This is a genomic window from Myxococcus eversor (assembly GCF_010894455.1).
Classification (GTDB): Bacteria; Myxococcota; Myxococcia; order Myxococcales; family Myxococcaceae; genus Myxococcus; species Myxococcus eversor.
This window is the reverse complement of record NZ_JAAIXY010000018.1, coordinates 247,596-269,901: the sequence shown is the minus strand read 5'-3', so window position 1 is coordinate 269,901 and position 22,306 is coordinate 247,596. Positions and strand designations below refer to the sequence as shown.

At 67.3% G+C, this 22,306-nt stretch carries 21 protein-coding genes; 4 read left to right on the top strand and 17 right to left on the bottom strand.

What is annotated here, in order from left to right; all coding sequences use genetic code 11:
- Nucleotides 1-22: 22 nt before the first annotated feature.
- The 4 genes from G4D83_RS32310 to G4D83_RS32295 form a co-directional block, all read right to left on the bottom strand.
- Complete coding sequence (locus G4D83_RS32310) at nucleotides 23-175, bottom strand: hypothetical protein (protein ID WP_163868702.1); 153 nt, start codon at nucleotides 173-175, stop codon at nucleotides 23-25.
- 148 nt (nucleotides 176-323) lie between these two features.
- Complete coding sequence (locus G4D83_RS32305) at nucleotides 324-2,537, bottom strand: SH3 domain-containing protein (protein ID WP_163868701.1); 2,214 nt, start codon at nucleotides 2,535-2,537, stop codon at nucleotides 324-326.
- A gap of 229 nt (nucleotides 2,538-2,766) precedes the next feature.
- Nucleotides 2,767-3,543 carry a PP2C family serine/threonine-protein phosphatase gene (locus G4D83_RS32300; RefSeq protein WP_163868700.1) on the bottom strand — a complete coding sequence of 259 codons (777 nt, stop codon included), beginning with the start codon at nucleotides 3,541-3,543 and terminating at the stop codon, nucleotides 2,767-2,769.
- 9 nt (nucleotides 3,544-3,552) lie between these two features.
- On the bottom strand, nucleotides 3,553-4,224 hold the full coding sequence (locus G4D83_RS32295; RefSeq protein ID WP_163868699.1) for a vWA domain-containing protein: 672 nt from the start codon (nucleotides 4,222-4,224) through the stop codon (nucleotides 3,553-3,555).
- An 897-nt stretch (nucleotides 4,225-5,121) separates the two neighbouring features.
- Here G4D83_RS32295 and G4D83_RS32290 point away from each other — a divergent pair.
- A complete protein-coding gene (locus tag G4D83_RS32290; RefSeq protein WP_205522764.1) occupies nucleotides 5,122-5,424 on the top strand; it encodes a hypothetical protein in 303 nt (100 codons plus the stop codon).
- A gap of 127 nt (nucleotides 5,425-5,551) precedes the next feature.
- Here G4D83_RS32290 and G4D83_RS32285 read toward each other — a convergent pair whose 3' ends face one another.
- The 6 genes from G4D83_RS32285 to G4D83_RS32260 all read right to left on the bottom strand — a co-directional run bounded on the left by G4D83_RS32285 (nucleotide 5,552) and on the right by G4D83_RS32260 (nucleotide 12,513).
- Entirely contained in the window at nucleotides 5,552-6,796 is a 1,245-nt protein-coding gene (locus G4D83_RS32285) for a beta-barrel domain-containing protein (RefSeq protein WP_163868697.1), read from the bottom strand.
- On the bottom strand, nucleotides 6,783-9,887 hold the full coding sequence (locus G4D83_RS32280; RefSeq protein WP_163868696.1) for a cysteine peptidase family C39 domain-containing protein: 3,105 nt from the start codon (nucleotides 9,885-9,887) through the stop codon (nucleotides 6,783-6,785). The genes G4D83_RS32285 and G4D83_RS32280 overlap by 14 nt, the downstream gene beginning before the upstream one ends.
- A gap of 130 nt (nucleotides 9,888-10,017) precedes the next feature.
- Complete coding sequence (locus tag G4D83_RS32275; protein WP_163868695.1) at nucleotides 10,018-11,079, bottom strand: hypothetical protein; 1,062 nt, start codon at nucleotides 11,077-11,079, stop codon at nucleotides 10,018-10,020.
- Complete coding sequence (locus tag G4D83_RS32270) at nucleotides 11,072-11,389, bottom strand: PqqD family peptide modification chaperone (protein WP_163868694.1); 318 nt, start codon at nucleotides 11,387-11,389, stop codon at nucleotides 11,072-11,074. The genes G4D83_RS32275 and G4D83_RS32270 overlap by 8 nt, the downstream gene beginning before the upstream one ends.
- Nucleotides 11,390-11,394: 5 nt before the next feature.
- Nucleotides 11,395-12,216 carry a nucleotidyltransferase domain-containing protein gene (locus G4D83_RS32265; protein WP_163868693.1) on the bottom strand — a complete coding sequence of 274 codons (822 nt, stop codon included), beginning with the start codon at nucleotides 12,214-12,216 and terminating at the stop codon, nucleotides 11,395-11,397.
- 114 nt (nucleotides 12,217-12,330) lie between these two features.
- Entirely contained in the window at nucleotides 12,331-12,513 is a 183-nt protein-coding gene (locus tag G4D83_RS32260; RefSeq protein ID WP_163868692.1) for a hypothetical protein, read from the bottom strand.
- A 165-nt stretch (nucleotides 12,514-12,678) separates the two neighbouring features.
- On the opposite strand from G4D83_RS32260, the gene G4D83_RS32255 reads away from it, so the two are divergent.
- The gene (locus G4D83_RS32255) at nucleotides 12,679-13,431 is read left to right on the top strand and encodes a pyridoxine 5'-phosphate synthase (RefSeq protein WP_163868691.1); all 753 of its coding nucleotides are present in this window, start codon (nucleotides 12,679-12,681) and stop codon (nucleotides 13,429-13,431) included.
- Nucleotides 13,432-13,541: 110 nt separating this feature from the next.
- Here G4D83_RS32255 and G4D83_RS32250 read toward each other — a convergent pair whose 3' ends face one another.
- The 6 genes from G4D83_RS32250 to G4D83_RS32225 all read right to left on the bottom strand — a co-directional run bounded on the left by G4D83_RS32250 (nucleotide 13,542) and on the right by G4D83_RS32225 (nucleotide 19,527).
- Entirely contained in the window at nucleotides 13,542-14,594 is a 1,053-nt protein-coding gene (locus G4D83_RS32250) for a phosphotransferase (protein WP_163868690.1), read from the bottom strand.
- Nucleotides 14,591-15,466, bottom strand: coding sequence for an SDR family oxidoreductase (locus G4D83_RS32245; RefSeq protein WP_163868689.1), 876 nt, complete (start codon nucleotides 15,464-15,466; stop codon nucleotides 14,591-14,593). The genes G4D83_RS32250 and G4D83_RS32245 overlap by 4 nt, the downstream gene beginning before the upstream one ends.
- Before the next feature lie 28 nt (nucleotides 15,467-15,494).
- Entirely contained in the window at nucleotides 15,495-16,412 is a 918-nt protein-coding gene (locus G4D83_RS32240; protein ID WP_163868688.1) for a carbohydrate kinase family protein, read from the bottom strand.
- 74 nt (nucleotides 16,413-16,486) lie between these two features.
- Nucleotides 16,487-17,131, bottom strand: coding sequence for a hypothetical protein (locus G4D83_RS32235; RefSeq protein WP_163868687.1), 645 nt, complete (start codon nucleotides 17,129-17,131; stop codon nucleotides 16,487-16,489).
- A gap of 21 nt (nucleotides 17,132-17,152) precedes the next feature.
- Entirely contained in the window at nucleotides 17,153-18,190 is a 1,038-nt protein-coding gene (locus G4D83_RS32230) for a zinc-dependent alcohol dehydrogenase (RefSeq protein ID WP_163868686.1), read from the bottom strand.
- A 23-nt stretch (nucleotides 18,191-18,213) separates the two neighbouring features.
- Entirely contained in the window at nucleotides 18,214-19,527 is a 1,314-nt protein-coding gene (locus tag G4D83_RS32225; protein ID WP_205522763.1) for an aspartate aminotransferase family protein, read from the bottom strand.
- A gap of 144 nt (nucleotides 19,528-19,671) precedes the next feature.
- On the opposite strand from G4D83_RS32225, the gene G4D83_RS32220 reads away from it, so the two are divergent.
- On the top strand, nucleotides 19,672-20,448 hold the full coding sequence (locus G4D83_RS32220) for an HAD family hydrolase (RefSeq protein ID WP_163868685.1): 777 nt from the start codon (nucleotides 19,672-19,674) through the stop codon (nucleotides 20,446-20,448).
- A gap of 115 nt (nucleotides 20,449-20,563) precedes the next feature.
- Nucleotides 20,564-21,658: a class II fructose-bisphosphate aldolase gene (gene fba / locus G4D83_RS32215; RefSeq protein WP_163868684.1), complete on the top strand. Its 1,095-nt coding sequence runs from the start codon at nucleotides 20,564-20,566 to the stop codon at nucleotides 21,656-21,658.
- 83 nt (nucleotides 21,659-21,741) lie between these two features.
- On the opposite strand, the gene G4D83_RS32210 is transcribed toward fba, so the two are convergent.
- Nucleotides 21,742-22,224: a hypothetical protein gene (locus tag G4D83_RS32210; RefSeq protein ID WP_163868683.1), complete on the bottom strand. Its 483-nt coding sequence runs from the start codon at nucleotides 22,222-22,224 to the stop codon at nucleotides 21,742-21,744.
- Nucleotides 22,225-22,306 lie beyond the last annotated feature (82 nt).

Below are 22,306 nucleotides of genomic sequence, written 5' to 3'. Positions count from 1 at the left end.
TGCTCGACACCGACTCCGCCAATCAGTAGGCCGCTCCCATCTCCGAGCGCGCTCGCTCACGCTCGCGCTCGGTGATGCCCATCAACCAGGCGGATTGCTCGTCCATCAACCAGCTCGCCTCGCAACAGCTGGTGCCGTCAATGTCGGTGCAGGCCCGGAAAATACGGCGAGCCAAGCTTGGAAACAAAGGTCACGTCGCGCGCAACACCCGCCCAGGCGGGAACGATGCCCGCGCGCCTCACTCACCCGCCTTGATGCGTTCTGACCCGGCGTTGGCGCGCTCGTGAGACAGAGGCGGGGTTTGGATGGGCGCGAACATCAATTCAGAGGCAGGTGCCGATGGTTTCGCCTTCGGGTGGGAGGCTGCACTGGCTGCGTGCACAGTCCTCGTCCCTCACACAGTTCCCTCCTGTCGACACGAGTGGGGTCCAGCAGCGAGGACCTGTCCAGCCCTGTTGGCCTCCCGGAAAGGTGACTTTCCTCCAGCCGTTCTGGCGCGCTGACACAGAAAGCGGGGTGTTGGCGACAACCCTTCCCAAGTCAGAGGCGTTCACGGAAGGGGCCGACCTGATGGTGCAATCGCGCGGAATGAGCAGCCGGGGCAGCGGGGTGCTGGTGGCTGGCTCCGGAGTAGCATGTGCGGTCGCCGTCGCCGGCGGCTCTGGATACGATCCTGTTGCTTCGAGAGCCTCACGGTCTCCACCGCGAAGTAGAGCACAGAGCATGATGGCCGAAAGCGCTGTCCAGTAGCTTCGTCCTCCCCAAAAGGAGGCGACTGTTCCGGGGCGGTTACCCGGCGCGACTGCAGAAAGGTCCGCGTCTGCCTGAGCAGCAGCCGTGAGGCAAATCGTGAAGCGTCCATAGACCGACGTCACTTGGCTCGCAGTGGCATTCGTGCGTGCGCGTAGCTCCACCAGAACCTTCGCGATGGTGCTCTTCAGCTGGGCTTGGCGCTGCAGGTATTTTATGACGAGTGCGCGCCGCTCCTGCTCGCTGACTCCCTTCTTCGCGTCGAAGCGAAACTGGCCTTCAATCGAGCGTGCCCATTCATTCAGGGCGTCGGCTAACGCGGGCCCAAATCCGGGAACCACTCCTTGGATACGCCGAGTTAGCACATCAAGGGCCGTTTCCACGTGGTAGCTGCGGAGCATGGCCTTCCGGCCATCCCCAATGTTCTTGATGGTGTGGCTCCGGATAGCTGCGTTGCGGAGGAAGTCGCGCCGTTGAGACGCCTCTCGATCCTTCAGCAGCCGGCCGCTCTCCGCTTCGAACCCTGGCTGTAGCGCAAAGTAGTCGCGCCTCAGTGATTCAAGTTGTGCGTGCTGTCCCTGGATCAACTCAATGGCGGGCGTGAGCCCCTCCCACTCCACCTGGGCACTCGCCAGCGCCGCCTGCGCCATTGCCCGTGCTGATTGGCGCTCGCGAAGTGCCACGCCCACGACGGACCCACGACTCAGTCGCCACCACTGCGCGCCACTAAGCAGTAGGAGAAGCCCCGCCGGAAGCCCAATGAAGAGGCTCGGGGGTAGGGCTGCAACCGCTCCGACCAGGGCCGCCACGGCGGCTAGGGCCCCCGCCATGGCACAGAGTGAGCGCAAGAATTTGATTTGTTCCAGCGCCTTCGCTGCGTCAACGGCCAAGGGAGAGGCGACTGGCGCCTGTGGCGCGGCGGGTCTTGCCGGCAGATTGGGAACCTGAAGGCGGGACACCTCAGCCCAGAAAGGAGTGAGGTCTTCGGCACGGGCAATGAATGTGAGCTGGCCGACAACGTTGAAGCCAAGGAAGAAGGCCGGCCCCCCATCGGCGACCATCTGGCACCAAGCGCAATTGTGCAGATGGCTAGGGTACCGGTGACTCGCATCAGTGGGGCAAGTGCGTAGCTGCTTGAGGAGCCCCAGCAACTGCTGCCTCCACTCTCCGGCAGAGGGCCGCCCAGTCCTTTCCGCGTGAGGCGAAAAAGCCCTCTCGAACAAGTCGCTCATCGTAGGTGGGAGAAAACTGAGCGGCAGCGCAAAAGGAGGCGGAGCCATCTGCAGGGCAGTCGCATTGCGTCCGAAGGCGAAGCGGTGCTCGCCTATGGCGCGCTCAGGGGCCATCTCCCCGCCACCCAAATACCTACCGGAGAAAGGATGCCGGCCTAGGAAGAGGAGGTGGAAGAGCAGAACGGCAAGCCCGAACTGGTCATGCGACACGCCGCGGGTAACCTGTTTGAAGTTTTTCCCCAGCAACTCGGGAGGAGTGAAGAGCGGGGAGCCCACATCACACAGGAACACCCGGTTGCCGGCCACCAACTGGAAGGAGTCGCAATCGATAAGCCGGACGGTGGCGTCCTTAGGAGAGACAAGCAGATTGCCCTCGTTGACGTCACCGACGAGATGGCCACGTGCGTGGAGCGCTTCGAAGGCGGCTGCGCAGTTGGCTGCAGCTGCCAAAAGGAAGGCCCAGTCTGCCTTGGGGAAGGATTGGCGGCGGCTCTGCACTCCGTAGAGGACGTGGATCTCCTTGAAGCCCTCGATGCGAGGCATGATGAAGCCCATGGCCGGTCCACCGCTACGCTCGTGCAACGTAGCGACAGGCCAAGCGGCGAGCCTCGACAGCTCAGCCGACCGGTTGGAAGTCATCCACGCCAGCTTGGCAACTTTCTCGGAAGAGGGTGTGCGCAGGAATACCTTGGCAACAGAGCCGGGAAGGCCGGCCACTTCAAAAATGATTCCCTCTCCACCTCGGCGCAGTTCGGGCCCCAGTTGGACTACCTGGCCAGTACTGTCAACGAGACGTGGGGGAGGCATCACTGTATAATCGGGTGGCGAGGATCAGCGTCTTGTCGTCGTCGGTCCTCGCATTGACGCTTGGCGAATCAAGAAACTGCCTGAATGGAACGATGAGTTCCTCATGAGCAGATGTTTGACGTAGTAGCTCGAACATGGGGGCGAAGAAGGGGCGGTGGACCGTCTTGGCCCCGAAGTTGAGCGCGAGCATCTGTAGCCCGTCTGTCAGCAGGGAGACCTCGTCCACACGCCCACGGCGCTCGCACTGGAACGCGTCCTCGAAGGAGGCATCGGTCACGAAATGGGTCGTGTTCACGTACTCACCCGATTGTGGCCAGAACACTGCGCGGTACTCGTCGTCCTCCCGGATGACGATAACGCCATCGCCCACCTGGGCGAAGACAGCACTGTGCTCACCGACAACGGCCACCAGGAGCGTACAGGCGAGCTGACGGGGCACAATCTCACGCCGCTGGGCCTCCCGCAGAAGGGCCTCATGGACCTCGCGAAACCAGCCCAGCAGAGTGGCCTCATCCAGGTCAGCCATGCTGACACCTGCTTGGAGTTGCTCGCATGCGAGAGCCACAAAGCGCTCACAGGCCAGGGCTGACCCTAGTTGACTAAAGTCGGCGCTCCCGGCGCCGTCCGCACAAGCCAGTATGAGAACCTCCTCTGCCTGCGGCCAGGTCGAACGCGCTTCACTGCTGTCCTGACAGGGTGCACCCGTGTGCCGGTGTGATGTGCCCGCAACGGAGTCTTTGAGTACCTTCCACAAGTGCGCCTCTCAGACTGAGGCCCAACCGCCCGGCACCATCGGATTGGACAGCGCAACCTCATCGCTAGTGCGCGAACGGGACACGGCCTGCTGCGAGTTGGAGAGCCACTTGAATAGGTCACGAAAACGCAGCCCGTTGAGCCGGAGCGGCTCGCGGACGCTGATCTGCTTGAGGATGCCCATGTCGGCGCCCTCGACTCCCACGGCGAAGAAGGAGAATGCCTTGGAAGCCTCGCCCTGCTTTACCCTCTCCGATGCTGCCTGCCAGTCGTCAGACGGACGTCCGTCAGTGATGAGGAAAATCCACGGGCGGTAGAAGAGGACGCCGTTCTGCCGGTAGGTCTCTTTGCGTTTTTGGAGCATCTCCGTCGCACGCAGGATGGCTTGGCCCATCGGTGTCTCGCCGCCGGCCTCAAGTTGGGGCGACACGAAGCCTGGAGCCGTTGAGAATTCGGAGACGACCTGCACTTGGCCGCCGAACGTGACGACGGCCACATCCACCCGCTTGGAGGCAATGCCATCCGCAGAGAGCTCGTCGCGGTACTGCGCGAGACCAGCGTTAAGTTCGGCAATTGGCGCTCCCCCCATCGAGCCAGAGGTATCCAAGAGGAGGACGCAGGGGCAGCGTGGATCCGGGTTTTCTGCGAAGGTCACAGCATCGAAAGGCACCTGCTCACTCATGTCATCCCCTCTCTATTGGGTGAGCCTCTGCGCACAAGGCCCGCCTTTGCGGAACGTCTGAGTTCCCTTTGTACCAGGGTAAGATTCGTTTGCCACGGCTAGCACTACTTGAGCAGAGCCGAAACGGTCTGAGAAGAGGAGGAAGGGAGGTGATTTGACGTAGGTAAAAGAGGCAAAAGCCTGTTTGCTGCAACGGAAAGCATACCCCTGCGAGTTCTCCTCGGTGCTTTGGGATGCCTAGCGTCATCTGTGCGGGCGAGTCGCCGTCTATGAGGGTAAGCGACGAAGGTGCAGGAGGCAGACCGGCCACGGCCGCCTTGTGGCACGCACCGACTAACGCCTACGTCGGCATGTCTATTCGAGGTGAAATAAACCCCACAGGGTCGCTCGTCACCCCTCTCGCAGTTCCACTGCCATTGCCATGACTGTGATCGCTCGCGCATGCGGGGTAAGCTATCCGCAAAAACTGCTAGGAGAGTCGTGAAGCTGCTCACCTTTCTCTCCCCAACTCTCCTGCTGATTTTCGCCTGTGACAAGACTCCGGCGAATGTCACTCACTAAGTCCCTGGTTATATCTTCTCCGGGACCGAGGTCGGTCGTCAGACGTATGTGACGACGAAAGGTGGCGATCCTCTATCTGGGGTACGTCCCACCTATATTCAATTTCGCCGACGGACCTCGCCATCGTCACAGTCTCTCCTGGGCTGCGTTGCCTTAAGAGCCTATTTCGGTAGAGCCCCATTGCTGGTGGCAGCCTGTTCTACGAGCGAAAAATCTTAGAGCGCCCTCCTCATAATGGCTTTTAGACTTCCCCTGTAGGAGAGCCCGGCGGGGAGCAAGTGGGCGTCTCTGTTGCGGGCATCTTACTGGAGGAGTGCATTGGAATACACAGAGGAGATGAAGAGTGTGCTGACGAACTTGAAACTGGCGATGGACGAATCAGCGGAAACGAAGAGTGATGCCCCGTGGGCTGTGGCTGCGCGAAATGCTGGTCTGCGCATGCAGCCGGATACAGGGGATTCGGAGATCAACGACACCACCTTCAGCGGAAACTTCGGTACCCTGGTCGTGACGCTGAATCATCGGTGGCGCGACACAAGCAGAACATTCCAGCCAGGTCCGGACAGGATCACCCTGAGGCTTGAGGTGCGACAGGGCAATTCGCTCCTCGACAGCTACACGACCGGGTACGACAGCTAAGGGCCTGTCCAGTCCCACTCCTGGCAGCCTGCTCCTCCGGCGAGGAACTTTTAGCGCCCCACCGAAACTGGCTCTTACGCCATCGATGTCACCGGGTGGCGCATCCTCTCCGTGCAGCGGTAGCGGCTCAGTGCCCCAGGCTGTCCACTCCGCGCAGTGGGCGCATCAGCGCGGAGATGAGCCGCTCTCGGCGCACCACGAACTCGGCGGTGCCCGTCATTCCCGGACGCAGCCGCACGGGCACTCCCGCCGTGGAACGCGGCTCACCGGGGACCCTCACGTCGACACGGTATGGCGCGGCGCCCAGCGTGTCCTCCTGCCGCCGCGTCGTGTCCCCCGCGATTCGTGACAACTCCCCCAACAGAACGCCGAAGTCCTGGAAGGGATACGCGTCCAGTTTGATTCGGACCGGCTGCCCGTCTCGCAGGAACGCGATGCCCTCCGAGGCCACCGCCGCGCGCAGGACGAGCGCGTCCTCCGACGGCACCACCAGCGCGAGCACACTCCCCGCCTGCACCACGTCCCCCCGGTCGAACACCGTCAGCCCCTGCACCGTGCCCGCTCGCGGCGCCACCACCTCCAGCCTCGCCGCCTCCAATCGCGTCTCCTCCAGCTCTCCCGTGTAGCGCTCCAACTCCACCTTCGCCGCCGACAGGGCCGCTCCATCCGAGAGCGAGGCCACGCGCGAGTCTCCCTCCAGCCCCCGCTGCTCCAGCTCCAGTCGCCCCAGGCTCGCTTCCAGCTCACGCACCGAGGCCTGTGCCGCCACCACCTGCGAGCGCGCCACCTCCGCCTGCACGGACGCGTTCTCCGCCTCCACCGAGGCGACGAACTCCTTCTCCCGAAGATGCTCCGCGTTCCGCGCATCCCGTGATCGTGCTTCCGCCTCACGCTCCTTCGCGTGGATGAGCGCTCGCGCCGCTTCCAGGCGGGCCGCTGTCTCCAACGCCGTCGCCTTGCGCACGCGGACCTGCATTCCGTACGACTCCGTCCGCGACGCCACCAGCGCCTCCAACATCGTCACTCGCGAGCGCGCCTCCACCACCTGCTGCTCCAGCAACCTCACCCGCGAACGCACCTGCGCATCGTCCAGGCGCAGCAGGACCGCCCCCTGCTCCACCTGCTGTCCCTCATGCACCGCGATTTCCAGCACCACACCGGAGCGAGGCGCCTGCACTCTCGCGGTCTCTCCCTGCGGAGACACCACCGCCTGGGCACGCACCACCACATCCATCTCGACGAAGAACAGCGCGCCGAACCCCAGCAGCGCCAACCCCGCGCACACCGCGTACAGCCCACGCAGCACGCTTCGCGTCCGAGGAAAGTCGAGGACCGGCAACAACTCCCGATACGTGTCCTCAGTCACCGCCATGAGCACCCTCCACTCCATGGCGCTTCCAGTTCGGCGTCGCCTGCGCGAGCGCGCTGTACAACTTCCCCTGCGCGGACATGAGCGACTCGTGCGTCCCCATCTGGGAAATCCGTCCCTCGTTCATCACCACGATGCGGTCCGCGTGCTGCAACGTCTGGAGCCGATGACTGATGATGAGCGTGGTCCGCCCTCGGACGATGTCGCGCAGCCGGTCGTGAATCGCCTGCTCCGCCAACGGGTCCAGCGCCGCCGTCGCTTCATCGAAGATGAGGATGCGCGGGTCCGTCACCAGCGCTCGCGCGATGATGACCCGCTGGCGCTGTCCTCCCGACAACGTCAACCCGCGCTCCCCCACCAGCGTCTGGAAGCCATACGGCAGCTCCGTCACGAAGTCGTACGCCCCCGCGAGTCGCGCCGCCCGCACCACCGCCTCCTCCGTCACCGGACGCCCACAGGCGATGTTGTCGAACACCGTCCCGGAGAAGAGCTGCGTCTCCTGCGTCACCATCCCTATCTGCCCGCGCACCGACTCCGGCGTCACGTCCCGCAGGTTGTACCCATCAATCGACACCGTCCCCTCCCCCGGGTCATGCAACCGCAACAGCAGCCGCACCAACGTGCTCTTCCCACACCCCGACGGCCCCACCAGCGCCACCACCTCCCCGGGCGCGAACTCCAAATCCAGCCGCTCCAACGTGTTGGACTCGCGGCCCGTTCCATAGCGGAAGCTCACGCCCCGGAACCGGATGTGTCCCTTCACCCGCGGCAGCTCCAGCACCGCCGACGCCCGCTTGTCTCCCTCCCCCGCCACGTCCTGCACCGCCCCCACCCGCTCCAGATGCGCCTGCACGCGCTGGTAGTCCCGCCACTGGGTCGCCAGCCTCACCACCGGCCCGCTCATCTGCCGAGCGAACAGCGTCGCCGCGATGAGCGCTCCCACCGTCAGCTCCCCTCGCAACACCGCTCGCGAGCCCACCCACAACACCAACGCACTGCCCACCAGGTCCAACGTCTGCGACACACTCGCGCCAATCGCTCCGTGCATCGACGCCTTGAAGCCGTGCTGCAGCGACGGCGCCAGCAAGCGCTGCATCGTGCGCAGGAACGGCAGCTCCAGCGCGTGCGCCTTGAGCGACTCGAACCCCTTGAACGAGTCCATCAGGTGCGTCTGGTACAGGTCATGCTGTGACAGGTACGCCACCGTGTGGTTCCGCACCCAGCGACCCACCACCGCGGACACCAACAGGTGCAACGGCATCAGCGCCAGCGCGAGCACCGCCAGCGTGGACGAATACATCGTCAACACCGCCGCCGTGCTCAACACCAGCGCCACGTCGATGGTGATGGCAATGGCGTTGTCCACGATGAAGCCTCGAATCAGCCCCACCTCCATGAAGCGATTCAGGATGTCGCTCGTCGTGAAGCGCTGGAACAACCCCGACGCCCCGTCCAGCACCCGCCGGTAGAGCGTCTCCACCACGTCTCGCTCGATGCGCGTGGACACCTCCAGCACCAGGTAGCTCCGCGCGAAGGCCAGCACCCCCGACAGCAGCGCGGTGACCACCAACCCCACCAACAACACGTCCAACAACTGCGCATCCGCGCGCATCAACACCCGGTCGATGACCACCTGACTTCCCAACGGGAAGGCCAGCGCCAGCACCTGCAACAACAACGACAGCCCCACCAGCTCCGCGATGACCAGGCGATACGGACGCACCAACACGGAGAAGCGCGCGAGCGCGGACTGCTCCTTCTGCTTCGGAGGAAGCGCCGCCACCGCCGTCGACATCCGGTCCGACGGCTTGAGCAGCAGCAGCACCCCTCGCCAGGAGCGCAGGAACTCCTCGCGGGGAATGAAGCGCGTGGAGAATGACGGGTCACCCACCACGACACCCTTGCGAGTGACTCGCCACACCACGACGAAGTGGTGTCGGTCCTGGAGGTGCGCGATGGCCGGCAGGTCCACCGAGCGCAACAGCTCCCAGTCCGCCTGGATGCCCGTGGTGATGAACCCGAGCTGCTCCCCCGTGCGCGACAAGTCCAGCAGGCTGGTGCCATACCGGCTCACGCCCGCGAGCTTCATCAACGACGGGTAGTCCAGCTCGTGCCCGTAGTACCGCGCCACCATCCGCAGGCACGCGGCCCCACAGTCCATGTGCTCCTGCTGTCGGTAGAACGGCACCGGCTTCCACGGCGACGCGGAAGAAGGCCGCTCCGGCAGCTCCATCGAGCCCTCTTCTTCCGGAGGTGCCTCGGGAGGCGCACTCACATCCGTGAGGACCACATGCGGCCAGCGATTGAACTGCGCACTGCTCCTCGCCACGCGTCGCCCCAGGGCGCGACGCACGCCCGGGAAGCGCAGCAGCACCTCGGCCGTCGCGCCTCTCGGAGCGGACAGCAGGGTGCTGGTCTCCAGCGCCGTCGCCGCGGCGAAGACCGGCGCGTCCAGGAGCAGCGCATCCAACGCGAAGTCCTCACCCGGCCCCAGCGCCCGCTCGCCGTAGCGCACCGAGCCCTGTCTCAACACCCACCACTCCGCCGCTGTCGCACCCGCGGGCATCAGCACCGTGCCCTCAGGCACCGTGCCCTCCCGGAAGCACGCGGCGAGCCGCAGCACACCCTCCGGCTCCACATCGTCCGCGAACAAGTCGAGCAGCGCACGGCGCAACGCGGGGCACAGCAGCGCCGTCAGCCCACCCGTCTCATCCAGCGCCAGCGCCTCCCGGAAGTCCGCGCCGGATACCTCCAGCACGCGCACCCCTCCACCCGCCACGACGTCGAAGCCGTGCATCGCTCCGTCGTCACGCGCGTGCGCGCCATACAGCTCGCCCGCCGCCACATGCGTCACCCGGAGGAAGGCCCCGTGGTTCGCCCCCAGGCGCCCCATCACCAACATGCCTTCCAACACCAGGCGCACCGTGTCGCAGGGCTGACCCCGAGTCGCGACCAATTCCTGGGGCACGTACTCGCGCACGCGCCCCGTCCGCTCCAACTGTCGACGAACCTCCTCCGGCAGGACGCGCAGCACTCCAGACACGCGACGCGCGTCCAGCGGAGAGACCTCGACGGAGTCCGCGAGCACACTCATGAGGAAGCGCTCGACCCTCGTGCCCTTGAGGGCACGTTTCGCGAAGCGAGCACCGTCCTGTCCAGCGCTTCCACTCGAACCTCCTCCTGCGACGGACTCGATGACACCGCTGCTCGATGATTGAGCCGAATCAGTCCTCCACGGAGAAGACCGTGGGCCCCTGCTCCGGTCCGTAGAAGTCGAGCAGCTCGCGGTGGTACGCCATCGTCAGCCGGCAGAAGGTGATGAGCCGGCGACGGATGCGCGCCTGGTCCGCCGCGGTGAGCGGGCCCGCGTCCGCGAAGGGCTCGCGACCGAACTGGTCATGGTCGTCGCTGCAATCACCGATGTCATGGTCCCGGAAGGGCCCGAAGGCCTCCACCGGCAGCACCCCGTGCTCGGTGAAGCGCTCCCAGAACTTCCCCACCGTGGCCAGCGCCGTCGGGTCTCCCTCGCCCACTCCGATGCAGGCCGAGTACGACAGCGGGTCCGCCATCCCCAACCAGCGCAGGTGATTGATGAGCGCCTGCATCGAGATGAGCGGCGACGCCTGCTCCAGGTCCGCCTCCGTCAGCCCCGCCGCCACCAACCCGCGCTTCAGCCACGCGTGGTGCCAGTACTCGAAGGACAGGTGCTCGCTCAGGATGGTCTTCAGTCGCTCCGTCGGCTGCGATGCCACCGCCGCGCTCTGGTGCGACGAGGCCGCCGCCGCGAAGTGGTAGTTCTCCAGCAGGTAGCCCACCGCCAGTCGACGAGACACCGGCCCCGTCCAGAACCGACGCAGCATCGACGACGGCCCCCAGCGCTGCTGCGCGATTCCCGCCAGCGAGCGCAGGTGCTCGTAATACGTCAGCGCATCCACCTCCAACCCGCTCGTCTGCACCAACACCGCGCGGTGATACAGGTCCTGTGCCACCGACGACACCAGCGCCAGGTCCAGCCGCGTCTCCTTCGCGATGTCCGACAGCGTCCGCTTGCCGTCGAGCAGGTGAATCACCCGCCACGCCTGCTCGGCGCTCTCGCTGTCGATGGTCATCACCTCCCAGGGCTCGCCCTCCGCCGCGCCGAGCACCAGCTCGCGTCTCGCCAGTCCGTCCGGCCTCACCCAGTTCGCCAGCGCGAGCCGCGTCGCGGGCAACAGCGGCCCCGGCTCACGGGTGGAGGGATGCCAGGCACGTCCGATGATGGGAAGGTGGCCGTTGTTTTCACTCATGGGTTTCACCGCCTGCGGATGGGTTGCGTGTGGAAGTCGGGGCGACGAGCGAGACGAGCTCCTGCTCGGCGAAGGCCCTCAGCGTTTCGCGAGTGACGGACCGGGCCAGCTCCAACGCCCAGCCCCGCTCGCGGTGCAGCGCCTCCGCCACCTCGGCCACCGTCCTCACGCCGTCACAGGCGCGCCAGACGGCGTCGGTGCCTTCGTCCAAATCAAAGTAGTAGTTGTCGAGGATGAGGTGCACCTGCCCCTCGGCTCGACGGCGCCGCACTCGCAGGTGCGTGACGGGAATGAGCGCGTCCAGGTCCATGGCGCTCATTCCTGGATGATATCCGTGAGCTGGTTGCACACCCGGATGCACGTCTCCAGATAGGCCTTGAGCTCCTCGGGGTGCTGGGACAGCCGCGCGCCGTCCGGGAACTGGAGCTGCCAGAAGCGCTCCTCGAAATCGCGCGCCTCGTCGTCCCTGCCCTCCGCGAGCTTCCCCAGAATCCGCGTGCGCCACTTGCGACGGATGTTCGTGTTGCCCCGGAAGTGGCAGAAGGCATCGCAGGTGGAGTTGAGCAGCTCCCGTGCGCGCATCAGCGCGACGTCCGGCTGCTCCATCATCCCGTAGAGGTCCTCGAGCGCGTCGTCGACCTCGCGAATCTTCACCTCCATCAACCACCACGACAGGCGACGGAAGTCGAAGCGCGAGCGCAACTTGTCCAGCCGGTCGCCGTGAATCAGCGCCACCCCCGTGCGCACGCGGTGCAGGAAGACGATTTCGTCCTCCGTCATCCGCCGCTCCATCATCACGTTGTCCCGGCCCCCCTCCACCAGGTCCAACGCGGCGAGCTTCGCGGCGAGCGCCTCCACCGACGCCTCGCTCCAGTACTCGAAGTCCACGCGCCGCTTGCCGAGCATGTGCACGGAGAAGAGCGCGTCTCCGGCCTTGTGCAGGCTGGTGCCCGTCGGCTCGCCCCGACCGACGACGAACACGTCGATGTCGGAGAAGGCATTGCCCATCCCCTCCACCAGGGAGCCAGACAGGAACACGGCGGCCTCGACCGCGGGCGTCAAAGACTCGAGCGCCAGCAACTGGTCAAGGTCCACGCCCACCAGGTTCATCAGTTCGTCACGCGAGGGTTGGGTCATGAGGGCAAAGACACCAGAAGCGGATAGAGGAAGGAAGGCGCGAGCCGGGTTGAGCGGCCCGCGCCTCCCCTGCATGAACCTCAACGGCTCACGCGGTCAGCCTTCACTGACGAATCACAGCACCGGGAAGACGCGGCCCGGGCCCACGATGATGGGTCCCGTGACGATGGGACCGGGCAGGGTGGGCAGCGGCTGGGTGATGACCGGGCCGGTGGGCAGGGTGGAGATGGAACCACCGACGACGCACTTCATGGTGTCGGCGGACAGCTTGATGGCAACGCTACGAGGCTTGTTCATGGTGATGCTCCTTGATGGGTCTTCGTTCACTGCGTGCTGCGTGCTGCACCTGGCGCGGCCATGCGCGGGGCCGCTGAATTCGGAAGGAGACGCTCACGCCACGCGGCGCATGTCGCGACCCGGCGGCCATGCGAGGATGGGCGCCTGGAACCGGGAGGTCCGTCGATGCGTGCCGCTGTGCCGACACCCCTGCTGCGCGTGGGACTCAACAAGGTCGCCCTGCTGCGCTCGTCGCGCGGCGGCGCCGTGCCGGATTTGACGGAGGCGGCGCGCACGCTCATCGAAGGCGGCTGCCGCGCGCTGATGGTCCACCAGTGGTCCGACCACCGGCACGTGAAGCCCCACGACGTCACCGCGCTCGCCGCGTTGGACGCCGTGCGCGAGGGCCACGCCACGCTGCATGTCGGCGGAGACCTGCGCGAGGACCTCGGCGCGCTGCTGGAGCGCACCCCCGGCGTCGGCTGCTGGGTGGTGACGCCCTTCGAGGCCCACCACCTCACCACGCAGCGCGGCTGGCACCCCGGGGATGACCAGCTCAGGCTCTCTCACTGGGCACGAACGCTGAGCGGACGCACGCGCCTCTCCGTGTTCGTGGACCCGGAGCCGGAGGCCGTGGACCTGGTCGCCCGAGCTGGTGTCGCCGCCGTCGAGCTGAACTGCCGTGACTACGTGGAGGGCTTCGGTACACCCGCGCAGGAGGGTGCGCTGGAGGCACTCGTGCGCGCGGCGGACCGGGCCCGCGAGCACGGCCTGGACGTCAATGCCGCGCACGACCTGGACAAGCGTCATCTGCCTCCACTGATTCGCGCCGTGCGCCCCACGCTCGTGTCCGTGGGACATGCCTTCGTGGCCGCCGCCGTCATCGCGGGCCTGCGGGCGGTGCTGCCCGGCTTCCTCCACGCCGCTTCGGAGGACTGAGCAATTTCGCGCCTCGCGCGTCATGACATCGGCTCGGAGGGCTGAAGGGTTCCTCGCCCCGCGCCTCATGACGCCGCCTCGGAGGACCGCGCGCTTCCGCGTGGCGCGCGTCATGGCCGCACCTCCGCGCTCCGCGTGCCGTGACGCTCCAGCGCCTCCGCCAGCAGCCGCACGCCCGTGGCATGCAGCACCAATGCGATGTCCTCGGTGCGAGGATTCACCGGCGCCAGTTGGAACGGGGCATTGGCCAGGAGCAGCAGCGGCGTGACGAAGTCCCACCGCACGCGCCAGTCGGTGTCACCTCGGGCCAGCGCTCGCGCGGGCAGCTCCTCGCTCAGCCACGCATCCAGCGCGGCGAAGCGCTCCAACGCGGGCTTCGCCCACAAGGCCCACTCCCAGGACAGGCCATCGATGCCCTCGGTCACCCGCGCCGCGCCCGCGCGCACCAAATCGTAGAGACCCCTCGTACAGGTGCGCAGCTTGGCCAGGTCCTCCAGGTAGTCGCTGTCCGCATCCCCCGTGACAGTCGAGCCGCGCGGGTCCAACAGCAGGAAACGATTCGTCGCCGGCTCCAAGAGGACGTTGTCGAACTTGAAGTCGCCGTGGAACCGTCCCACCCGAGGCGGGTTCAGTCGCGCGAGCAACTCCGTGTCCCGCTCCAGCGCGCGCACCAGCTCGGCCGCGCTCCGATGAAGCCGGCCGTTGATTTCCAGGCTCCCCGCCGCGCACAGCCGGTCAAAGCGCGCCGACAGGCCCCGGCCCGCGCTGGCCCTTCTCCAGAACTTGTCCACATAGCTGGCGTGGAAGAAGCCCTCGGGCGCGGGACGGTGGTGGTCCGCGTAGAGCACGTCGAAGGCGAAGGCCACGATGCTCCGCGTGCCGCCCACCGCCTCGCCCACCGTCAGCGTGCCGTCCACCAGCACCCGCGACAGCTCCGGCCATGGACAGAAGTCCATGTCGTACTCGGCCCAGTCCGCGCCGGTGCGCACCTCCAGCACCCGGGGGAAGCGCTCCGCCGCGCGTGGAGGCAGCGCCTTCAGCCACGCGACTTCACGCAACAGCTTGTCGCGCCCGTGCGTGGCCCGCTTGGTGACGCGGCTGCCCGACACGCGCACATCGCGCATCACTCCGCGCCAGTCACCCTCGGCTCGCGCGATGCTCATACGCCCGCCCCCCTCTGGTAACGGAGGACATCCATTCCCTCCGAGAGGGAGAACGGCGCCTTCAGTCCCAGCGCCGACAGCCGCGTTGACTCCAGCCGGTTGTCCCGGGGACGCACCGCGAGCGACGACTCCTTGCGCGTGCGCACCAACGACACATCCAGGTTGAAGGCATGCGCCAGCCGCCGCGCCCACGAATACTTCGTGGTGGCCTCGCCGCCGCTGAAATGCAGCACGCCCCGCACGCCGCCCCCCGCGAGCCGCGCCAGCAGGCCCGCCACCTCGTCCACCAGCACCGGGTAGCGCACCTGCTCGCCATCCACATACACGGGCTGGCCCGTGGCCAGTTGCTCCAGCATGGACGTGACGAAGGTCGCCTTCTCGTCCGGCCCCGTGAGGCCGTAGAGCAACGGCACGCGCAGCACCAACGCGTCCTCCAGCGTCAGCGCCAGCAGCTCGCCCTCTCGCTTGGTGACGCCGTAGTGCTGGAGCGGCCGGGGCTCGTCCGTCTCCACGTACGTGCGCGCGGGGGCGCCATCGAAGACATGGTCCGTGGACACGTAGAGCAGCCGCGTGCGCGTGCGTCGGCACGCCTCCACCACGTTGCCCGTGCCTCCCACGTTGATGTTCGTCGCGGCGGACCGGTGACGCTCGCAGTCGTCCAGGTTGCAACGCGCCGCCGCGTGGATGCACACGTCGAAGCGGCCCTCCGTGAAGGCGGTGTCCACCGCGCGCGCATCGGTGATGTCCAGGCGCATCAGCCCCTGGCGCGGCGTCGCGCTCCAGGTGCCCTGGGCCTGGACTCCCTCCATCCGCAGCGCGCGCATCACCCTGCGCCCCAGAAATCCGCTGGCCCCCGTGACGATGACCTTCATGGCTCGGTCCCCCGTGTCCCCATCGCCGCTAGAGCAGCGAGAGAGACGCGCCCCCGCTCGCGCCCAGTCCCACGCCCAGCAGCGCCAGCCGGTCCACGCCCGCGCGCGGCCCCGGGACTCCGCACTTCACCGCCGCCACCTTCGTCGCGAAGCGCAGCGCCTCGCCGAAGCCCTGCCCCGCCTGCACCGCCGCGATGTAGCCCGCATGGAACGCGTCTCCCGCGCCCGTGGTGTCCACCACCTCGCAGCGCTCCGCCGCGACGCGGTGGTGCTCGCCTTGCGCCGTCCACCCCTCGCAGCCCTCCGCGCCCAGCGTGCCCACCACCACGCGCAGTCCCCCAGCCAGCAGCGTCCGCGCGGCGACAGACAGCTCGCGCTCCCCCGTCAGCTCGCGCAGCACCTTGCCCGGCGCCACCAGGCTGGTGAGGTACGGCAACAGCGGCCGCGCCTCCTCCGCTACCTCCGCGTCCGCCAGCACTGGCAGACCCAAGGCTCTCGCGCGCTTCGCCAGCGCCAGCGAGAAGGCGGGCTCGTGCCCGTCCAGGTACACCAGGCCGCACTGGTCCAACGGCGCGGCCTCGGCCGGAATGCCATCCATGCGCAGCCGCGCGTCCTTGTGCATCACGAGCGAGCGCGTGCCGCGCGTGGTGTCCACGACGATGGCCGCCGAGTGCTGCGGACAGTCCGCCACCGTGAGGCTTCCCTCCACCACCACGCCGGACTCCACCAGCGAGCCCCGCGCCAGCCGTCCGAAGTCCCCGCCACCAAAGACGCCGAAGTAGCGCGTGCTCACGCCCAGCGCGCCCAGCATCGCCGCCACGTTGGCGCCCTGCCCGCCGCCGAAGAAGCGCAGCCCATCCGCCTGCACCTTGCCGTCCGTCACCAGCGCCTCGCGCGTGGAGAAGACGATGTCCACCGTGTTGTTTCCGATGACGAGCACTTCCATGGCGCCCTCCCGTGCCTGAATGGCTTCACCCTTCCCGGTGCTCCGCCTGCCACCCACCGAGCCCGCCGAGCCCACTAGCGAGCCACCGCCGGCCGCACCTGCGCCGGGGCCTCCGCATGCAGTCGACGCAGCACGTCCGTGGCGATGCGCTCGGCCACCTGCTCCGGCCGCAGCTCGCTGGTGTCCACCACCGTCCAGCGCTCCTCCGAGGGCAGCAGCGACACGAGGAACTCGTCGTAGGCCTGGTGCCGCTCCGGGTTGTCGCGCAGGTACGTGTCCCGCACCGACTTGGAGGGACGCAGCAGCGCCCGCTCCCGCTTCGCCTTCGGCGTGGACGTCAGGTAGTAGTTGAACGCGAACGGCAGGTGCTCATCCCAGATGAGCTGACTGGGCAGTCCCGCGACGTCCGGATGGAAGAAGCGGTTGCGCCCCACCTGGCTGAGCCAATGTCTGTCCTGGACGAGGAAACCCGACGGCAACCCTCGATGACAGCGCGCCAGGTCCAACAGGATGTTCGCCGAGTAGAACCAGTCAATCTGGAGCAGGTCCGGCGTGCGCTTCGCCTCGGCCAGGAAGTGGTCGAGGATGGGCATGTCGAACACGTAGCAATGCCCCAGCCGCGCCGGCAGCCCCGCCGCCGTCAGGTGCGCGCCCAACAGCTTGCATACCGTCGTCTTGCCCGCGTAGTCCGTGCCTTCAATCAGCAGTCCATGAATCATCGTGAGTGCCTCGCTCGGACTTCAGGGTTGGAGGACGACCTTCAGCGCGGCCGCGGGAGCGCCCTGACGCCGGGCCCCCACGTCGCAGCCCACCAGCGCCAGTCCCTCGCGGAACGACGCCAACGGCAGCCGGTGCGAAACGAGTCGACGCGCGGGCACCACGCCCGAGCTGATGAGGTGCAGCGCGGTGGCGAAGCTGCTGTCCAGCGAGTCGATGGAGCCCTGCACGGACAGGCTGCGGTCCGCGATGGCCCCCACGTCCAGCGCCACCTCGTGACGCTTGAGGCCCACCAGCAACAACTGCCCGCCGCGCGACAGCTTCGTCAGCGCTTCACCGGCCAGTCGCCCCGTGGTGTCCACCACCACGTCCAGCGGCGCCGCATCCGAGGAGTAGCGCGCGCAGACCTCGTCCAGTGACTCGGCCACCGTCCAGCGCCGGTCCACGACTTCGCGACACAGCTCACGCCGCGCGGGAGAGCGCTCCACCAGCGTCCCCGTCAACCCCAGGCCCGCCAGCACCCACGCATACAACACACCCATGGGCCCACCGCCGAGCACCACCGTGCGCAGCGAAGGACGCAAGCGCAGTTGGTTCGCGCCCGTGACGGCGCAGCTCAGGGGCTCGGTGAGGCTGGCCTCCTCGAAGTTCACGTGCGCGGGCAGCGTGTAGAGGAAGCGCTCCGTCGTCTTGTGCAGCGGCGCCATGGTGCCGTCGGCGCTGACGCCCGTCTCCGTCTCGCCCTTGCGCAGACAGTGGTTCTGCCGCCCCGTGCGACACAGCCGGCACTGGCCACAGAAGAAGGTCGGGTCGATGACGACGCGGTCCCCCACCTGCACATGGCGCACGGCGGGGCCCACGGCCACGACTTCGCCCGAGGACTCGTGGCCCAGCACCACCCCGGGCTTCGCCGCGTACTCACCGCCGATGATGCCCAGGTCCGTGCCGCAGATGCCGGTGGCGCGCACGCGCACCATCACCTCGTCATGCACGGGCGCGGACGGCTCGGCGCGCTCGCGCAGCTCCAGCTCCCAGGCTGTCGTGTACACCACTGCCCTCATGTGCTCCCCCTCGAGTCCCCGACTCAGCCCACGTCCGCGAGCGCGCGAGACAACCGCGCGACGATTTCTTCCAGGTCGTCCTGCGTCGCGATGAGCGGAGGCCGCACCTTCACCACGTTGCCGAAGCTGTAGCGGGAGCCGCGCAGCACCAGTTGGTGCCGCTCCCCCGCGACACGGATGAGCGCCAGCGTCTTCTCCACGTCGGGCGAGCCATCCGCGCGCACAATCTCCAGGCCCCACATGTACCCGAGGCCCCGCACGTCACCGATGCACGGGAACTTCGTGGCGAGCTGGTTCAGCAGCTCTCCCAACACGATTCCGTTGCGTCGCACGGTGGCCAGCAGGTGGCCGGACGTCATCGCCTTCAACGTCGCGGACGCCGCGGTGAGCGCCAGTGGATTGCACCCCGAGGTGAAGGAGTGCTCGTGGCTCTCCATCACATCCAGCGCGCCTTCGAACAACACCGCCGCCACGGGGATGCCGATGCCGCCCAGGCCCTTGGCCAGCGTGACGATGTTCGGCTTGAAGCCGAGCGCCTCCGAGGCGAACAGGTGCCCGGTGCGCCCCATGCCCGTCTGCACCTCGTCCGCGATGAGGAGGATGCCCTTCTCCTCACACAGCTTGTTGAGCGCCTGGAAGTAGCCGGGGGGAGGCACGACGTTGCCGCCGTTGCCCAGCACGGGCTCCACCAGCATGCACGCCACCGAGCCGCTGCTCGCGTACTCGACGAAGTCGCTGATGCGCTCCACGCACAGCATCCCGCAGCCGGGGTACTTCGCCTTGTAGAAGCAGCGGTAGCAGTACGGCGCCGGCACCTTCACCGAGTGCGGTGACACCGACTCCGGGAAGCCCTTGCGACGAAACGCATTGCCCGAAATCGCCGTGGTGAACTGCGTCTGTCCATGGTGCGAGAGGAAGAGGCTGAGGATGTCTGTCTTCCCCGTGGCCTTCTGCGCCACCTGCACCGCGCACTCGTTGGCGGTGGAGCCGGTGATGTCTCGCATCCACCCGGCCGTCAGGTGCGCGGGCGCATGCGCGAGCAGCTCCGAGAGCACCCGCTTCGCCTGCCCCGCCATCAGCGAGGAGCTGGCGTGCGCCATGCGCCGCAGTTGCTCCATTACCGCGTCCGTCACCTCCGGGTGGTCATACCCGAGCGGGACGTTGAAGGTGCCGGAGGCCGCGTCGAGGAAGGCCGTGCCATCCTCGCGGATCAACCGGATGCCCCGCCCCCGCACGAACTCCTCGGACGAGCGAGTCCCCGCCGACGCGACTTCGGACGCACCCTCTCGTACATCCGGCCCTTCCCCAGAAAGGACCTTCAGGTTGAGATTGGACAAGCGTGTTCCCCCAACGGCGTGAAACGTCCCCCCTTGGACGCTTCAATTCCCCGTGCTGCTGGAGAGTGAACGGAGGCTCGAAAATTCCTTCGGTGAATCATCGGGGGTTGGCCGCGCGAGGCCATCCGGCCAGGATGTCCCGCCATGAAGATGGAGCACGTGGAGCAGACGCTGGAGCGCATCGCTCGCGAGGCGCAGGCCGCGCCGGGGGGCCTCCTGGCGTTCGACGGAGACGGCACCCTGTGGAGCGGTGACGTCGGTGACGACCTGTTCATGGCAGTGACGGGACGCGACGCCGTGCGCGACGAGGCCCGCCCCCGGATGGAGCAGGTGGCCGCGGCCCACGGCCTGGAACTCGAAGGTAGCAACAGCACGCTGGCCCGCAGGCTGTTCACCGCCTTCCAGGCCGGCCGCATCGCCGAGCGCGACATCTGCGAGATGGCGACGTGGCTGTTCGCCGGCTGGCCGGTGGAGGAGCTGCGCGCGTTCGCTCGCGGCGTGGTGGAGTCACACGGCGTGGCCGAGCGCGTCCACCCGGAGGTGCGCCTGGTGGTGGACTGGGCCCGCGAGCAGGACATCCCCTGCTACGTGGTGAGCGCCTCGCCGCTCGCCGTCGTGGAGGCCGCCGCGCGCGTGGTGGGCATCTCCTCCGAGCACGTCATCGCCAGCACCCCCCAGTCCGCGGGCGGCACGGTGCTGCCGGACGTGGTGGCCCCCATCCCCTACGGCCCCGGGAAGGTGACGTGTCTGAGAGCGCGCACCGAGCGGCCCCTGTATGCCGCCTTCGGGGACAACGTGTTCGATTTGGAGCTGCTCACCGAGTCCCGGGTGCCAGTCGCGGTGCGTCCCAAGCCCCGCCTGCTGGAGCGCGCGGACCGCCTGCCCCCGCTGGTCCAATTGCACCCGGTGCCCACCCGCTGACAGCGTCGGGTGGGGAACGCGTCCGGAGAGCTTTTGGCGGCGCCCTCGGGCGCGTCCGTGCTAACTCAGGCGCCTGTACTTCCCTTCTTCAAATCCGCCACGGAGAGACACAGTCATGCCGCTCATCGCCCTGCGTCCCCTGCTCGACTACGCCGCCGCCAACAACTTCGGGGTCGCCGCGCTCAACGTCAACAACATGGAGCAGATCCAGGCCATCATGGAGGCCGCTCGCGCCACCCAGAGCCCGGCCATCATCCAGGCGTCGCGCGGGGCGCGGAAGTACACCAATGACTTGTTCCTGCGGAACCTGATGCAGGCCGCGGTGGAGCTCTACCCGGAGATTCCGGTGGTCATGCACCAGGACCACGGCAACTCGCCGGAGACCTGCATCAGCGCCATCCGCATGGGCTTCACCAGCGTGATGATGGACGGCTCGCTGGAAGAGGACGGCAAGTCGCCCTCCACCTACGAGTACAACGTCGCCGTCACGCGCGAAGTCGTCAACGTGGCCCACCGCTTCGGCGTGTCGGTGGAGGGTGAGCTGGGCGTGCTGGGCTCGCTGGAGAGCGGCATGGGCGAGAAGGAGGACGGCCACGGCGCCGAGGGCAAGCTCACGCTGGAGCAGCTCCTCACGGACCCGGACCAGGCGGTGGACTTCGTCAACCGCACGGGCATCGACGCGCTCGCCGTCGCCATGGGCACCAGCCACGGCGCCTACAAGTTCTCCCGCAAGCCCAGCGGCGACGTGCTCGCCATGAGCCGCATCGAGGAGATCCACAAGAAGATTCCCAACTGCCACCTGGTGATGCACGGCTCCAGCTCCGTCCCCAAGGAGCTGTGCGACATCATCAACGCCAACGGCGGTCGCATCAAGGAGACCTACGGCGTGCCGGTGGAGGAGATTCAGCGCGGAATCCGCGCGGGCGTGCGCAAAATCAACGTCGACACCGACAACCGGCTCGCCATCACCGGCGCCATCCGCAAGGCCTTCATGGCCAAGCCGGAGGAGTTCGACCCGCGCTACTACCTGACGCCCGCGCGCGCGGCCATGCAGGCCATCTGCGAGGAGCGCATGAAGCAGTTCGGTCAGGCGGGCCACGCGAAGAAGGTGCCGCACGTCACGCTGGAGCAGATGGCGCGCGACTACACCGCCGGCAAGTTCGGTGAGAACGCGCGCCCCGACACCGTCGTCGGCGCCAAGAAGAAGTAGCTCATTCGCGGCTTGGAGGTTCGGGGGAGGACCGCCAAGGCGTGGCGGCGCTCCCCCGAGTCATTTCGTGAGGGGGCCCTGGCTCACTTCTCTCCGGCCAGCGCGGTCGCCACGTTCTGCGTCTCGTTCTCCACCTGGTAGTCGGCCATCACCCGCCGGCCCTCCTTGGGAGTCTGCTTGAGCCTGAGCGCCTCCAGGCTCAGGGGAACCACCGCGCCCCCGTCGGGCTGGACGTAGAGCACGCTGCCCTTCAGCGCCACCACGTCACCCTCAATCTGACGGGTGCGCTTGGGGTCGGGTTGCAGCTCCACATCGGGCCCCTGGACGATGCGGGTCATGCCCTGGGTGGGCGTGACATCGGCGCCAATCATGCCGCCCAGGTTCAGCGGGGGCACGTTGCCGGCGAGGTTGCCCGTCGTGTCCAATTGGGGCTCAAGGCTCGTCTGCTCCGTGGCGGTCCCAGTGGGGGGCTCCGCCAGGCCGACGGTGGGAACCAGCAGCGCGGCCAGCGCCGGGGCCACCCAGGCGATTCGCTTCCATCGGCTGGACATCATTCCTCGTGTCATGACTCGTACTCCGGCTGGGGGTCCTTGGACCCGTCTCCCGCGAAGGTAGGCCACGACGCGACGCTCACGCCTGGACCGTGCC

Bases quoted from the DNA above. Each gene is read 5' to 3' on its own strand.
- G4D83_RS32255 (WP_163868691.1), top strand. From the start codon at position 12,679: ATGCGTGCCGCTGTGCCGACACCCCTGCTGCGCGTGGGACTCAACAAG.
- G4D83_RS32305 (WP_163868701.1), bottom strand. From the start codon at position 2,537: ATGGGCTTCATCATGCCTCGCATCGAGGGCTTCAAGGAGATCCACGTC.
- G4D83_RS32230 (WP_163868686.1), bottom strand. From the start codon at position 18,190: ATGAGGGCAGTGGTGTACACGACAGCCTGGGAGCTGGAGCTGCGCGAG.
- G4D83_RS32285 (WP_163868697.1), bottom strand. From the start codon at position 6,796: ATGGCGGTGACTGAGGACACGTATCGGGAGTTGTTGCCGGTCCTCGAC.
- G4D83_RS32235 (WP_163868687.1), bottom strand. From the start codon at position 17,131: ATGATTCATGGACTGCTGATTGAAGGCACGGACTACGCGGGCAAGACG.
- G4D83_RS32210 (WP_163868683.1), bottom strand. From the start codon at position 22,224: ATGACACGAGGAATGATGTCCAGCCGATGGAAGCGAATCGCCTGGGTG.
- G4D83_RS32280 (WP_163868696.1), bottom strand. From the start codon at position 9,887: ATGAGTGTGCTCGCGGACTCCGTCGAGGTCTCTCCGCTGGACGCGCGT.
- G4D83_RS32275 (WP_163868695.1), bottom strand. From the start codon at position 11,079: ATGAGTGAAAACAACGGCCACCTTCCCATCATCGGACGTGCCTGGCAT.
- G4D83_RS32270 (WP_163868694.1), bottom strand. From the start codon at position 11,389: ATGGACCTGGACGCGCTCATTCCCGTCACGCACCTGCGAGTGCGGCGC.
- G4D83_RS32260 (WP_163868692.1), bottom strand. From the start codon at position 12,513: ATGAACAAGCCTCGTAGCGTTGCCATCAAGCTGTCCGCCGACACCATG.
- fba (WP_163868684.1), top strand. From the start codon at position 20,564: ATGCCGCTCATCGCCCTGCGTCCCCTGCTCGACTACGCCGCCGCCAAC.
- G4D83_RS32245 (WP_163868689.1), bottom strand. From the start codon at position 15,466: ATGAAGGTCATCGTCACGGGGGCCAGCGGATTTCTGGGGCGCAGGGTG.
- G4D83_RS32265 (WP_163868693.1), bottom strand. From the start codon at position 12,216: ATGACCCAACCCTCGCGTGACGAACTGATGAACCTGGTGGGCGTGGAC.
- G4D83_RS32290 (WP_205522764.1), top strand. From the start codon at position 5,122: ATGAAGAGTGTGCTGACGAACTTGAAACTGGCGATGGACGAATCAGCG.
- G4D83_RS32295 (WP_163868699.1), bottom strand. From the start codon at position 4,224: ATGAGTGAGCAGGTGCCTTTCGATGCTGTGACCTTCGCAGAAAACCCG.
- G4D83_RS32220 (WP_163868685.1), top strand. From the start codon at position 19,672: ATGAAGATGGAGCACGTGGAGCAGACGCTGGAGCGCATCGCTCGCGAG.
- G4D83_RS32240 (WP_163868688.1), bottom strand. From the start codon at position 16,412: ATGGAAGTGCTCGTCATCGGAAACAACACGGTGGACATCGTCTTCTCC.
- G4D83_RS32250 (WP_163868690.1), bottom strand. From the start codon at position 14,594: ATGAGCATCGCGCGAGCCGAGGGTGACTGGCGCGGAGTGATGCGCGAT.